This window comes from uncultured Friedmanniella sp. (assembly GCF_964244285.1).
Classification (GTDB): Bacteria; Actinomycetota; Actinomycetes; order Propionibacteriales; family Propionibacteriaceae; genus Microlunatus.
In genome coordinates, this window is record NZ_CAXTHT010000002.1 from 686945 (window position 1) to 700943 (window position 13999).

Annotated in this window: 10 protein-coding genes; 1 reads left to right on the top strand and 9 read right to left on the bottom strand. The window is 71.8% G+C overall.

All coding sequences use genetic code 11. From position 1 onward, the window contains the following. Positions 1–4: 4 nt before the first annotated feature. Together ACFE7W_RS07575 and ACFE7W_RS07580 are read right to left on the bottom strand one after the other, a co-directional pair. Positions 5–856: a glycosyltransferase family 2 protein gene (locus tag ACFE7W_RS07575; RefSeq protein WP_375424134.1), complete on the bottom strand. Its 852-nt coding sequence runs from the start codon at positions 854–856 to the stop codon at positions 5–7. Positions 857–884: 28 nt separating this feature from the next. Then, positions 885–1400, bottom strand: coding sequence for a MarR family winged helix-turn-helix transcriptional regulator (locus tag ACFE7W_RS07580; protein WP_375424135.1), 516 nt, complete (start codon positions 1398–1400; stop codon positions 885–887). Between the two features lie 109 nt (positions 1401–1509). Between ACFE7W_RS07580 and ACFE7W_RS07585 the strand changes: the two genes are divergently transcribed. Then, positions 1510–2070 (top strand): gluconokinase, encoded by a 561-nt coding sequence (locus ACFE7W_RS07585; RefSeq protein WP_375424136.1) that lies wholly within the window; start codon positions 1510–1512, stop codon positions 2068–2070. Positions 2071–2083: 13 nt separating this feature from the next. On the opposite strand, the gene ACFE7W_RS07590 is transcribed toward ACFE7W_RS07585, so the two are convergent. The 7 genes from ACFE7W_RS07590 to ACFE7W_RS07620 all read right to left on the bottom strand — a co-directional run bounded on the left by ACFE7W_RS07590 (position 2084) and on the right by ACFE7W_RS07620 (position 13993). After that, positions 2084–5578, bottom strand: a complete 3495-nt coding sequence (locus tag ACFE7W_RS07590; RefSeq protein ID WP_375424137.1) for a 2Fe-2S iron-sulfur cluster-binding protein — start codon at positions 5576–5578, stop codon at positions 2084–2086. Next, positions 5575–5868: a sarcosine oxidase subunit delta gene (locus ACFE7W_RS07595; RefSeq protein ID WP_375424138.1), complete on the bottom strand. Its 294-nt coding sequence runs from the start codon at positions 5866–5868 to the stop codon at positions 5575–5577. Before ACFE7W_RS07595 ends, ACFE7W_RS07590 begins: the two co-directional genes overlap by 4 nt. Positions 5869–5891: 23 nt before the next feature. Then, the gene (locus tag ACFE7W_RS07600; protein ID WP_375424231.1) at positions 5892–7139 is read right to left on the bottom strand and encodes a sarcosine oxidase subunit beta family protein; all 1248 of its coding nucleotides are present in this window, start codon (positions 7137–7139) and stop codon (positions 5892–5894) included. Between the two features lie 76 nt (positions 7140–7215). After that, positions 7216–9708 (bottom strand): FAD-dependent oxidoreductase, encoded by a 2493-nt coding sequence (locus tag ACFE7W_RS07605; protein ID WP_375424139.1) that lies wholly within the window; start codon positions 9706–9708, stop codon positions 7216–7218. An 82-nt stretch (positions 9709–9790) separates the two neighbouring features. After that, a complete protein-coding gene (locus ACFE7W_RS07610; protein ID WP_375424140.1) occupies positions 9791–10777 on the bottom strand; it encodes an ABC transporter substrate-binding protein in 987 nt (328 codons plus the stop codon). Between the two features lie 55 nt (positions 10778–10832). Then, positions 10833–12872, bottom strand: coding sequence for an ABC transporter permease (locus ACFE7W_RS07615; RefSeq protein ID WP_375424141.1), 2040 nt, complete (start codon positions 12870–12872; stop codon positions 10833–10835). Continuing rightward, positions 12869–13993, bottom strand: a complete 1125-nt coding sequence (locus ACFE7W_RS07620) for a glycine betaine/L-proline ABC transporter ATP-binding protein (protein WP_375424142.1) — start codon at positions 13991–13993, stop codon at positions 12869–12871. Before ACFE7W_RS07620 ends, ACFE7W_RS07615 begins: the two co-directional genes overlap by 4 nt. Positions 13994–13999 lie beyond the last annotated feature (6 nt).

Below are 13999 nucleotides of genomic sequence, written 5' to 3' on the forward strand. Positions count from 1 at the left end.
CGGCTCAACCTAGCGCGCGAGCCGAAACGGCCCGGGTGCCTCGCCGCTCGGTCACCTGACGTCTCACCAGCACCAGGGCGCCGACCGCGGTGAGCAGCCCGACCCGCCAGCGTCGCCGCCGCCGTCGGGTCACGCGCACGTCCTGCTCACGGATGGCCGGGGCGGCCCCGAGCACCCGCCGGCCGGTGACACGGTTGACCGCCAGGTTCAGCGCGTAGTGGTAGCCGTAGGAGACCAGCACCGTGTACGCCAGCCCCTGGTCCATCCGGCGCGAGGAGGTGAGGACGGGGTTGCCACCGTCCCAGGCCACGTGCCCGCGCCGCCGCAGCCGCCGCAGGAAGTCCACCTCGTCGCCGCCCTGGGTCAGGCTGGTGTCGTAGCCCGGGAAGTCCTCGCGCCGGAAGGCGACGTTCGTCGCGGTGATGTAGCCGATCCGCCCGGTCGCCCGGTAGCGGGCGTCGATGGCCGCGAAGTACAGCGGCGGGAAGATCCGCGCCCACCAGGGCGGGTCGGCGTAGCGGCAGGGTCCCGCGACCGCGACCACCCCGTCGGTGAACCTCGCCTCGACCCGGGCCAACCATCCCGGGGGGAAGCGGGTGTCGGCGTCGGTGGAGACGACGATCTCGCCCCGGGCCGCCAGCGTGCCGCGCTGCCGGGCGGCGCAGACCCCCCGCTGGGGCTCGTGCAGCACCCGTGCCCCGTACCGCGCGGCGACGACGGCGGTGTCGTCGGTGCTGGCGTTGTCGACCACGATCACCTCGACCCCGCCGGCCACCCGCTGGACCGCCAGGGAGGCGAGGGTGGCGTCGAGGAAGGCCCCCTCGTTGTAGGCGGGGATCACGACGGAGAGGCGCACGCCCGTCTCGGTACCCAACGTCGTGCGTTCAGACCGCCGGCGGCTTCGGCCAGCTCGAGTTCCCCGGGTCCACCCGGGCGACGATGGCCTCGACCGCCTCGTGCAGCTGAGACAGCTGGGTGGGCGTGAGGGCGTCGATCACCAGCTCCCGGACGGCGGTGACGTGGCCGGGTGCGGACTCCACGACCTTGGCCACGCCGACGTCGGTCAGGACGGCCTTGGTGTAGCGGCCGTCCTCCCGGTCGGGCTCGCGTCGTAGGAACCCCCGTGACTCCAGCCGCTTGGCCACGTGCGACAGCCGGGACAGCGAGGCGTTGGTCAGGGCGGCCAGCTGGCTCATCCGCAGCGTGCGGTCGCCCTGCTCCGACAGCACGGCCATCACGATGTACTCGAAGTAGTTCAGGTCGGCGTCGCGCTCCAGCTGGGTGTCGAGGGCGCTCGGCAGTTTGGTCGTCAGTCGGGCGAGGCCGAGCCACACGGCCCGTTCGGCGGGGTCCAGCCAGCGAGTCGGCTGGTCGTCGGCCGGTTGGTCGGGGGAGGGCATGGTCGGGAGTCTATGAGCGTTCCTGGGTGCCGTGGATGACGGAGGACCATACTCAGACCAGTTCCGCACGCGAGGTCGACGCCGTGCGCCGGCCCGAGAGGATGCTCCCGTGAGCGCTGCCGACACCGAGCCGGCCGAGGCCCGGCTTGCCGGGGAGATCGTGGTGCTGGTGGTGATGGGCGTGACCGGGACGGGCAAGTCGACGGTGGCCGGGCTGCTCGCCGGGACGCTCGGCTGGGACCTGGAGGAGGGCGACGACCTGCACCCCGAGGCCAACGTGGCGAAGATGCACGAGGGTACGCCGCTGACCGACGCCGACCGGTGGCCCTGGCTGGACCGGGTCGCGGCCTGGATCTCGGTCCACACGGCCTCGGGCACGCCGGGAATCATCACCTGCTCGTCGTTGAAGCGCGCCTACCGGGACCGGCTCCGCGGGCCGGGCGTGGTGTTCGTCCACCTCGACGGTAGCCGCGACGTGATCGCGGCTCGGCTGAACGCGCGGCTGAACCACTTCATGCCGGCTGCGCTGCTGGACTCACAGCTGGCCACGCTCGAGCGGCTGCAGCCCGACGAGCGGGGGGTGGTGGTTCCTCTCGGTGGTCGGCCGCGCGAGGAGGCCCGGCGCGCCCTGGACCTGCTCGGCCTGACCCCCGCGGCTCACCGCGCCTGAACCGGCGAAACGCTCAGCCCTCCGTCGCGTACTCCGCGGCGGTGAGCAGCAGCCAGTCGGCCAGGTGGTCGGCGAAGGAGGAGCGGACGAGTACCTCCACCCGGTCGCCGGTGCTCGCCGGCTCGCCGTCACCGAACGCGACCACGGCACACTGCGCGAGCAGGGTTTGGACGCAGGTGCCCGGCACGAGCGCGTCGAGGTCGACCGCCATGCCGTGACTCAGCACGTCCCGGGCGTGACGGCCACTGAGAGCCACCGTGGTCCGGGTGGCCGAGACGTCGGTCACCGCGCCGTCGCTGCCCAGCGCGCTCCGCAGCTGGCCGGCCCCTGCCGCGGTACCGCCGAGCAGCAGGAACTCGTCCGGGCCCAGGGCCAGCACGGTCCGCTCGCCGCCTCGGGTGACCAGGCCCGTCCGCGCGGGAAGCGTCGCCCCGAGCCAGCCGACCGCCGCCCGCTCGCCGTCGGTGCCCCGGCGGACCCGCAGGTTCAGGACCGTCCGGGGCGCGAGCTCGGTCACGAACAGCGTCGCCGGTCGTCGGCTGAGTCCGGCGAACGCGTCGGCGTAGCCGATCAGCGCTGTGCGCCCGCTCGGGTCGGCAGGGACGACCGCGGGCCAGACGAGCGGCTCCATGTCCGGGGCGCCGTCGCGCCGGGCGCCCTCGGGGTCCAGCAGCACCGGCGAGGTGACGACGACGGGTTGCGGGACACCGTCGACCACCACCTGGACCTGCTCGCCGACCCGGTCCCGGCCACCGCGGCACAGGGCCAGCGCGAAGGGCCGGCCCAGCGCGACCGAGGGGTAGGACGAGGTGACGTGCCCGATCATCGGCACCGGCGGCAGCGGGAGGTCACCGTCGACGAGGGCCTCCGAGGGCACCAGCTGGCTGCCCTCGGGCAGCACGAGATCCGGGTCGACCGGCAGCAGGCCCACCAGGTGCTTGCGGTCGTCGCGCAGGTTGTCCGGGCGGGCGTGCGACCGCTTCCCGAGGTAGTCCGCCTTCTTCTTCGAGATCGCCCAGCCCATCCCGAGGTCCTGCGGCGTCACCGTGCCGTCGGTGTCCTGGCCGATGATCGGGTAGCCCTTCTCGGCACGCAGCACGTGCATTGCCTCGGTGCCGTACGGGGTCAGGCCCAGCGGCTCGCCGACCGCCCAGACGGCGTCCCAAAGCGCGGCGGCGTCGGACCAGGCCACGTTCACCTCGTAGGCGAGCTCGCCCGAGAAGGAGATCCGCGCGACCCGGGCCGGCAGGCCGGCGGCCTCGGTGTCCCGCCAGGTCATGAAGGGGAACGCCGGCTGGCTCACGTCGAGGCCGGGGGCGAGGGCACCGACCAGCTCGCGGGAGCGCGGCCCGACGACCGCCATGGTGGCCCACTGCTCGGTCACCGAGGTGCACCAGACCCGCAGCTGCGGCCACTCGGTCTGCAGCCACTCCTCCATCCAGTCCAGGATCTTGGCGGCGTTGCCGGTGGTCGTGGTGACCAGGAACCGCTCCTCGGACAGCCGGAAGACCGTGCCGTCGTCGAGGATCATCCCGGTCGGCTCGCACATCACGCCGTACCGGACCGAGCCGACCTTGAGGCTGGACATCAGGTTCGTGTAGAGCAGGTCCAGGAAGGTGCCCGCGTCCGGGCCGGCCACCTCGATCTTGCCCAGGGTGCTGCCGTCCATGAACGCGACGCCGGTACGGGCGGCGCTGGTCTCGCGGGCGACGGCCGCCTGCAGGTCCTCCTCGCCGCCGCCGGCCAGCGGCCGCGGGTAGAACCACGGCCGCAGCCACTGGCCGACCGGCTCGAAGGCCGCACCGCGCGCGACGTGCCAGCTGTGCGCGCCGGTCGTGCGGACGGGGTCGTACAGCCGGCCGCGCTCGCGCCCGGCCAGGGCGGCGAAGGCCACCGGCGTGTACGGGGGCCGGTAGGTCGTGGTGCCGAGCTCGCCGGGCTCGACGCCGAGCAGCTGCGCGACCACCGCGGTGGCCAGCAGACCGGACGTCTTGCCCTGGTCGTGTGCGGTGCCGGCCGTCGTGTAGCGCTTGACGTGCTCGACCGAGGCCAGTCCGGCGCCGGTGGCACGGGCCAGGTCGGCCACGGTCACGTCGCGCTGGAGGTCGACGAAGTGCCGGTCGAGCGACCGCGGCTCAGCGTCGTCCGGGGCGATCAGGTAGAGGCGTTCGGCCGGGTCCGGGTCGGCCTTGAGACCGTCGGTCGGGGGTTCGGGCACCTCGGGCAGGGGGGTGGCCGCCGACGTCCTCGAGGTGGCCAGCCCGTCGGCGAAGGCCTCGGCGGTGGTCCGCAGGCCGCGCGCCGCCCCGATCACCCGCACTCGCTGCCGTCGGGCCCGAGGGGCCGTCGGGTCGGGCAGGAAGGAGCCGACGGCGTCGTCGTAGCGCAGCACGCCGCCCGACTGGGAGTAGAGGTGGACCGCCGGGTTCCAGCCGCCGGAGAGCGCGAGCAGGTCGGCCGGCAGCTCGGTCTCGCGGCCGTCGGCGGTCCGGCGGACGGTGACGCCGGTCAGGGTGCCGTTCACCCCGGTCCTGGTGCGGGTGACCACGCAGCCGCTGAGCACCGATCCCGTGGACACGGTGCCGGTCGGCACGTCGCCCTCGAGGGGGAAGCTGGTCCCGTCGCCCCGCGGGTCGACGATCACCACGTGCGCGCCGACCACCAGCAGGTCCATGGCTACCCGGTAGGCGTCGTCATGGGTGGTGAAGAGCACGACCCGGTCGCCGGCCAGCACCCCGTACCGCAGCAGGTAGGAGCGGACGGACTCGGCCAGCATCACGCCGGGCACGTCGTTGCCCTCGAGGACCAGCGGCCGCTCGTGGGCGCCGGTGGCCAGCACGACCTCGCCGGCGCGGATCCGCCAGACCCGCTCCCGGACCACCCCCTCGCCACCGGGCACCGAGCGCTGGACGGCGACCAGGTAGTTGTCGTCGTAGTAGCCGACCACGGTGGTCCGCTGCAGGTGCGTCACGTTCGCAGACCCCGCCAGCCGGTCGGCCAGGACGGCGGCCCAGGCCACCTCCTCGTCCCGCAGCAGGGCGCCGCCGGCCTCGGGGCGGTCGTCCAGCAGCAGTACCCGCGAGCCCGAGGCGGCGGCGACCAGCGCTGCGGCGAGGCCGGCCGGTCCGGCGCCGACCACGGCCACCTCGCAGAACGCGTGGCGGGCGTCGTAGGTGCTGGCGTCGGGTTGGTCGTCCAGCCGACCCTGGCCCCAGAGCCCGGAAGCGGCGACGCCGTCGGCCAGCTCGACCGTGGTGGCGGTGGTGATCGGCTCGGCGTGCGGGCCCTTCACCTCGACCAGTGCGTTCGGCTCCTCGACGCCGGCCGCGTAGAGCCCGCGGGGACGGCCGAGCAGGACCGAGTGGGCCACCGCCCGGATGTCGGAGGCCAGCAGGGCCGAGGCCAGGGTGTCCCCGGGCCGGGCGTCCAGGCTCACGCCCTCGAAGGTGACGTCGAGCAGCCGGTCGCGGACCACGCGGCCGCCGACGAGCAGTCGGGAGGACGTCATGCCGACACCTCGCTCGGCTCCGGCCGGGGCTCACCCGGCCGGTACACGGCGAGGAACTCATACGTCACCGTGTCGCGAACGGCGTTGAACCAGCGGCGGCAGCCGGCCGCGTGCAGCCAGCGTTCGGCCATCGGGCCCTTCGGGTTGGTCCGGTAGAAGAGGAACCGCGCCCACTGCTCCTCGGTCAGGTCGTGGCCGCCACCCTCGGGGTAGGCCACGTGGGCCTGACCGCCATAGGTGAACTCGGTCTCGTTCCGCGGCCCACACTCCGGGCAGGGGATCAGCATCATCTCGGAATCCTCGTGCTCAGACGTCAGTGGGCGACGGCGGCGGCACCGTGCTCGTCGACCAGCCGGCCCGTGACGAAGCGGTCCAGACCGAAGTCCTCGGCCAGGGCGGGAACCTTGCCGGTCTCCAGCAGCTCGGCCATCACGTGCCCGACGCCCGGCGTGGCCTTGAAGCCGCCGGTGCCCCAGCCGCAGTTGACGAACAGGTTGTCCACCGGGGTGAGACCGAGGATGGGTGAGGCGTCCGGGGTGGTGTCAACCGTGCCGCCCCAGGTCCGCAGCACCGACGCGCGGGAGAAGATCGGGAACAGCTCGACGGCTGCGGACATCTGCCGCTCGATCACGTGGAACGAGCCCCGTTGGCCGTAGCCGATGTAGGAGTCGACGCCCGCGCCCATGACCAGCTCGCCCTTGTGGGCCTGGGAGACGTAGACGTGGACGGCGTTCGACATCACCACGGTGGGATGCACCGGCTCGAGCAGCTCCGAGACCAGGGCCTGCAGCGGGTGGGACTGGACGGGTAGCTCGAAGCCGGCCATGCCCGCCAGCACGGAGGAGTGGCCGGCGCCGATCATCGCCACCCGGTCGGCCGAGATGGGTCCGAGCGAGGTCTGGACGCCCTGCACGGTGCCGTGCTCGACGTCGATACCGGTCACCTCGCAGTTCTGGATCAGGTCGATGCCGGCGGCGCTGGCCGAGCGGGCGAACCCCCAGGCGACGTAGTCGTGCTTGGCGATGCCGGCCCGCGGTTGGTAGGTGCCGCCGAGGACGGGATATCGGATCGAGCCGTCAATGTTGAGGACGGGGCAGAGCTCCTTGGCGCCGGTCGCGTCCACCCACTCCGCGTCGAGACCGTTCAGGCGGTTGGCCTCGACCCGGCGGCGGGAGTCGCGGACGTCGGTCAGCGAGTGGTCGAGGTTCAGCACGCCCCGTTGGGAGAAGAGGATCGGGTAGTCGAGGTCGTCGGCCAGGGTCTCCCAGAGCTTGAGAGAGTGCTCGTAGATACCGGCGGAGGCGTCCCAGAGGTAGTTGGAGCGGATGATCGTGGTGTTCCGGGCCATGTTCCCGCCGGCCAGCCACCCGCGTTCCAGCACCGCGACGTCCGTGATCCCGCGCCGGGCCAGGTAGTGCGCCGTGGCCAGCCCGTGGCCGCCGCCACCGATGATGACCAGCTCGTAGTGCCGCTTCGGCTCGGGGGTGCGCCACAGGAACTCCGGGTGCTCCGGGAGGTCGGCCCCGGGCGGGGTCTGCTGCCGGGCGCGGCTCGGCGGCAGCTCGTTCTCGACGGCACTCACGCTCTGCTCCTCATCTGCTCATCCTGGCGCGACCCACTGACAGTTCCTGCCGCCACTAGCACCGGATGCGCTTCATCTCGGGGTCGAAGGCCGGTTCGGCGGTGACGACGGCCCGGTAGCGGGCCCCGAACCAGCCCACCTCGACCTCGGCGCCCGGCTCGGCCAGGCCCGTCGGCAGCCAGGCGTAGGCCAGCGGCAGACCGAGGGTGTAGGAGTACGCCGCTGAGGTGACGTACCCGACCGCCCCCGCCTCGCCGGCCGGGTAGACCGGCTCGGAGCCGAGGACCAGGTCGTCCGGACCCTCGAAGCTGAGCAGGCAGAGCCTCCGGTCGGCCGCCGGACGCCGGACCAGGCCGGCGTGGCCGAGGAACTCCAGGTCGGGCTTGACCGCGAAGGCCAGCCCGGCCTCGTCCGGGCCGTGCTCGGGCGTCATGTCGGTGCCGTAGGAGCGGTAGCCCTTCTCGATCCGGAGCGCGTTGAACGCCCCGCGGCCGGCGGCGATGATGCCGTGGTCGGCGCCCGCCGCCATCAGCAGGTCCCACAGGACGAGGCCGTGGTCGGCGGTCGTGTACAGCTCGTAGCCCAGCTCGCCGACGTAGGAGAGCCGCATCGCGGTCACGGGCACGGTGCCGAGGTAGCACTCCTGCGCGCGGAAGTACTTGAAGCCGCCGTGCGAGAAGTCCGCGTCGGTCAGTCCCTGGACGACGTCGCGGGCGTTCGGTCCCCAGATGCCGAGGCAGCACGTGCCCGGGGTGAGGTCGCGGACCTGCACCGAACCGGCGTAGGTGGAGGCACGCAGGTGGCGCTGCAGCCAGTCGAGGTCGAGGGGACCGTTGGCCCCGACCTGGAACCGGTCCCGGCCCAGCCGCGCGACCGTGACGTCGGAGCGCACCGACCCGCTCTCGTCGAGCATCAGGCAGTAGGTGACGGCCCCGACCGACTTGTCCATCTTGCCGGTGACCATCGACTGCAGGAACGCGACCGCGCCGGGGCCGGTGACCTCGAGCCGCTTGAGCGCCGTCATGTCGTAGAGGGCCACGTCCGTCCGGGTGACCGCGGCCTCCGCCGCCACCACCGGCGACCACAGGTGGCCGGCCCACGCGTCGGGACGCGGAATGTGCCAGCCGGTGTTGCGCGGGGAGTCGAGCAGGCGTGCGTTGGCTTCGTACCACTGTGGGCGCTCCCAGCCGCTCGCGGGCAGGAAGACCGCCCCGAGCTCGGCCTCCCTGTCGTAGAAAGGAGAAGTGCGCAGCGGGCGCGAGTGCGCCGGCGGCTGCAACGGATGGATGATGTCGTAGACCTCGACGAAGTTCTGGCAGTTCGTCGCCTCGACCCAGGCGGGGGAGAGCTGGGCCACCTCGAAGCGGTTCACGTCGCAGCCGTGGAGATCCTGGCTCGGCTGACCGTCGACCAGCCACTCGGCCATGGCCTTCGCCACGCCGGCGGAGTGGGTCACCCAGACCGCTTCGGCCGTCCAGAAGCCGTCGAGGGTGGCGTGCGGGCCCAGCAGCGGCAGGTTGTCGGTGGTGAAGGAGAAGACCCCGTTGAACGGGTTCGCCAGCTCCAGTTCGCCGCGCTCGTCGAAGAGCGAGGGCAGGATCCGGCGGGTCTCCTCGAGCGGAAAGGCGAAGTCCTCCGGCGTGAACGGCATCACGGACGGTTGCCCGTGCAGGCTGTCCATGTCCGCGACGTCGGACCAGGCGGCCAGGTCTTCCAGCCGGACGGGCATCGGGCGGTGCCGGTAGGAACCGATGCCGACGGTGGTCCCGTTCTCGCGGTAGTACAGGTCGGCGTCCTGGTGGCGCAGCACCGGGCGCACCGCCTCGGTCTGCCGGCCGGCCAGGGGCGGAACGGGACCGGTCCAGGCGAACTGATGGGCCAGCGGGGTGAGCGCCAGCCGTTGGCCCACCATCGAGGCCACCCGCTGACCCCACAGGCCGGCGCAGCAGACCACGACGTCGGCGCGGAGGTCCCCCGTGCTGGTGCGGACGCCGGTGACCCGGTCGCCGCTGGTCAGCACGTCGAGCACCTCGGTCCGGGCCCGGACCGTCGCTCCTCGCTCGACCGCCCGGTCCAGCTGGGCCGACACCGCGCGGACCGCCTTGGCGATGCCGTCCTCAGGCACGTAGAGCCCGCCCAGGACGGTGCCCGGAGCCAGCAGGTCGAACCGGCGGATCGTCTCGTCGGCGTCGAGCAGCTGGGCCCCGGCCACACCCCAGGACTGGGCGAAGCCGTAGCGCCGCTGCAGCTCGCGCGCCCGCTCGGGCGTGGTGGCGATCTCGAGGCCGCCGACGGGCAGGTAGCAGGCCTGGCCCTGCCAGGACAGGGCCGAGAACTTCTCCACCGAGTAGCGGGCGAAGTCGGTCATCACCTTACTGGCGTTGGTCTGGAAGACCACCCCCGGCGCGTGCGAGGTCGACCCGCCCGCTGCGGGCAGCGGGCCGGCGTCCAGCACGGTGACGTCGGTCCAGCCGCGGGCCGTCAGCTCGTCGGCCAGGGAAGCGCCGACGATGCCGGCGCCTACCAGGACGACCTTTGGTCCCACCACTCTACCTCCTCGTGTTGCGTAGAATGCAACCTATCGCTTCCTACGCAACAGTCTACCTCTCCCGGCCAGCTCAAGCTCGTGGCTACTTGAGCCAGGCGTCGACCTTGTCCGGGTTGGCGTCGACCCACTTCTTGGCCGCGTCCTCCGGCTTCATCTTGTCGGCGGTGATGTACTTCGCGACCACGTTCTGGTCGTCGTTGGTCCAGGTGAAGTTCTTGATCAGGTTCGCGGCGGGGGAGCCGGAGCTGGCGAACTTCGCGGACTCGATCTTGTTCAGCGTGTAGTCCGGGTAGTCACACGCCACCTTCTGGGCGTCGGTGTCGCACCCGTCGGTGTACTTCGGCAGCGAGACCTTCTTCAGCGGCACCTCGGAGAGGAACCACTGCGGGGAGTAGAAGTAGCCGATGACCCACTTCTTGTTCTGCTCGGCGTCGCGGAAGGACTGGATCAGTGCGGCCTCGGAGCCCGCGTAGACCACCTTGTAGTTGAGGTTCAGGTTCTTGACCAGAGCCTCGTCATTGGTGACGAAGGACGGGTCGCCGTCCAGCAACTGCCCCTGGCTGCCCGACTCCGACGTCTTGAACTGGTCCGCGTACTTGTTGAGGTTGTTCCAGTCCAGGATGTCGGGGTGCTCGGTGGCCAGCCACGGCGGCACGTACCAGCCGATCTGCCCCTTGTTCCCGGTCGGTCCGCCGTCGACGGCGACCTTCTGCTGGGTGATGTACTTCGCCGTCAGGTCCGCGTGGCCCCAGTTCTCCATGATCACATCGACCTGGCCGGAGGCGAAGCCCTGCCAGGCGATCTCCTCCTTGAGCGCCTTCTGGTCCACCTTGCAGCCCAGCTTGTTCTCCGCGACGTAGGTGACCACGGCCGCGTCGGCGGTGTAGCCGACCCAGTCGTTCATGGCCATGTTGACGGTGCCGCAGGCGGCTCCCGAGGACGCGGCTCCCGAGGCGGCGGGCGCCGCGCCGTTGACGGTGGCTCCGCCACAGGCTGCGGTCAGCACCAGGGCGGTGCTGGCGAGGCCGACGCCGAGGCGGCGGGCGAGGCGTGGGGTGGTGACGAGCATGGGTTCTCCTGGGTTCGGGTCTCGTGCGTGCGGAACAGTCGGTGTTGCCGGGGGTTCAGTGGGCGAGCGGGGAGGTGCGGCCGGAGCGGTCGGTGGCGGCCTGGGTGAGCCGGTCGAGCAGGATGCCCATCACCACGAGGGTGAGACCGGCGGCCAGGCCCTTGCCGAAGAGGTCGAGCTGGTTCAGCCCGGCGATCACGTCGTAGCCGAGCGCCCCGGCGCCGACCATGGCGCCGATGACCACCATGGAGAGGGCGTAGATCAGGCCCTGGTTGGCCGCCAGGCCGATCGCCTTGGCCGACATCGGGATCTGCACCTTGGTGATCATCTGCCAGGTGGTCGACCCTGAGGACTCGGCCGCCTCGACGGTGGTGGCCGAGACCTGGGAGATGCCGTCGGCGATGATCTTGATCGCGGCCGGGGCGGCGTAGACCACGGCGGCCACGATGGCGGTGAACCGGGTCGCGCCGAACAGGGCCAGAAACGGCACCAGGTAGACGAACGCCGGCATGGTCTGGGCTGCGTCGAGGACGGGCCGGATGATGTTGTCCGCGGTCGAGGAACGTCCCATCCAGACGCCGAGGACCAGGCCCAGGATCATCACGATCACCGTCGCCAGCAGCGTGGCGGCCAGGGTGAACATGGCGTCGTTCCAGACCCCCAGCCACACCATCAGGGCGACGGCGACCGCCGCCAGCAGGGCGGTCCGCCAGTGGCCGGCCACGAAGCCGAGCACCACCAGCACCGCACCGACGACGAACCACGGCGAGCCGGTCAGCAGCGACTCGAGCGGGTTCAGCACCCCGTAGGTGACCAGGTCGCGCAGCGTCTGGGTGAGGAAGGACAGGTTGGTCTGGGCCCAGCCGGAGACCGCGTTGCCGGCGGTGCTCAACGCCCCGCCGAGGTCGGGCAGCGTGGGCGGCAGGGCGGCCCAGAGCATGGTGCGCGACAGGTAGATCGACACCAGAGCCACGACGGCCCCGGCGCCCACGGCGATCCGACGGGCGCGGACCGAGACCTTGCCGGCGCGGACGGCGAGCTCGGAGCGCATGCTGGCCGCGGTGGTGACGCGGTCGAAGACGATGGCGAGGATGACGATGGCCACACCGCCGTTGAGGGCCGTGCCCACGTCGAGGGACTGCAGGGCCTGGGTGACCACGAGCCCCAGACCGGGGGCGCCGATCAGGGCCGCGATGGTCACCATGGACAGCGCGGCCATGGTGGTCTGGTTGATGCCGATCACGACGGTCCGCTTCGCCATCGGCATCAGCACGTGTCGCAGCCGCTGGAGACCGCTGACGCCGAGGGAGTCCACGGCCTCGCGGGTCGCGGCGGGCACCTGGCGGATGCCGTGCGCGGTCAGCCGGATCACCGGCGGGATGGCGAAGATCCACGTGGCGACGATGGCCGGGGCCGGGCCGATCATGAACAGCAGCACCAGCGGCGCCAGGTAGGCGAACGAGGGCAGGATCTGCATGAAGTCCAGCACGGGCGTGATGACCTTGTGCGCCCGCTCGTTGGTCCCGGCCCAGATGCCCAGCGGGAGGCCGATGACCAGGGCCAGCAGCACCGCGGCCAGCACCAGGGCCAGGGTGTCCATCGACTCCGACCACAGGCCCTGGCTGACGATGACCAGCAGGCCGACCAGGGTCAGCACCGCCACCCGGACGTTGCCCAGGGCCCAGGCCGCGAAGGTCATCAGCACCGTGGTCCCCAGCCAGCCGAGCTGCGGGATCTCCTTGCCCACGTCCGTGTGGGCGAAAAGATGGGTGAAGAAGCTGCCCAGACCCTCGACGCCCAGCTGGATGTAGTTGAAGAAGTAGAGGAACACGGGCGAGGTGTTGCGGTTGGCCCCCACCCAGTCGTTCAGGGCGTTCAGGTTCTCGTGCACCGAGGTGAGCTCGGATCGGCCGATCGCCAGGGTCCACTGGCCGCCGAGGGCGACGCGCAGCACGAGCCAGAGAACCACGGTGGCGATCACCACCCAAGTGCCTGTGCTGAGCCGGGCCAGGGGGCTCCGGCGTCGCGGTGGAGCGGCGACCTCCCCCGGGACTTCCGCCACCGCCGCGCTGGGCGGCTTGACGACGGTGGTCATCGCGGAGTGCCTGCGTCCGCCAGCGCGACGCTGTCCCGCGAGACGTTGATCAGCTTGAGCACGTCGTCGCGGTCGACCACGCCCAGCGGGGTGTCACCGTCCAGCACCCGGACCGGCGAGGGACTGGAGAGGATGGTCGGCACCGCGTCGCGGATGATCATGGTCGACGGCAGGGTGGGCCCGAGGTCGTCGCCCTGCCCCGGCGTCGCCGGTCGGGCGACCCAGCGCAGCGTGAGCACGTCGGCTCGCGGCACCTCGGAGACGAAGTCCGCCACGTAGTCGTCGGCCGGGGCGCCGACCAGCTCGTCGCCAGTGCCGATCTGCACCAGCTCGCCGTGCCTCATGATCAAGATCCGGTCGCCGAGCTTCAGGGCCTCGGACAGGTCGTGGGTGATGAAGATCATCGTCTTCCCCATGTCCTTGTGCAGGCGGATCACCTCAGCCTGCATGTCGCGGCGGATCAGCGGGTCCAGGGCCGAGAACGGCTCGTCGAAGAGCAGCACATCGGGATCACCCGCCAGGGCCCGGGCCAGGCCGACCCGCTGCTGCATACCGCCGGAGAGCTGGTCGGGGTAGCGCCGGTCGTAGCCGTGCAGCCCGACGAGCTCGATCACCTCCTGCGCCCGGGCCAGCCGCTCGGCCTTGCCCATCCCGCGGACCTCGAGCCCGTAGGAGACGTTGCCGAGCACCGACCGGTGCGGCAGCAGCCCGAAGTGCTGGAAGACCATGCTGATCTTGCGGCGCCGCAGGTCGCGCAGGGCTCCGTCCGAGAGGGTCGTGATGTCCTGTCCCTCGAGTCTCACCTCGCCGGCGGTGGGCTCGATCAGCCGGGTGAGGCAGCGGACCAGCGTCGACTTGCCCGAGCCGGACAGACCCATCACCACGAACACCTCGCCGCGGGCCACGTCGAAGCTCATGTCCCGGACGGCGGTCACGCAGCCCGTCTTCTCGAGGATCTCCGGCCCGCTGAGGTTCCGCATCGACTCGTCACCCGGGATGGAGGCGGCCCGGGCGCCGAAGATCTTCCAGAGGTGACGGACCGAGAAGTCCGGCTGCTCAGTCGACGCCGAGCCGCTGGTCGCCGGCGCCGCGGCGCCCCGAAGTGGTGCGGTGGTGGCCATGTCGGG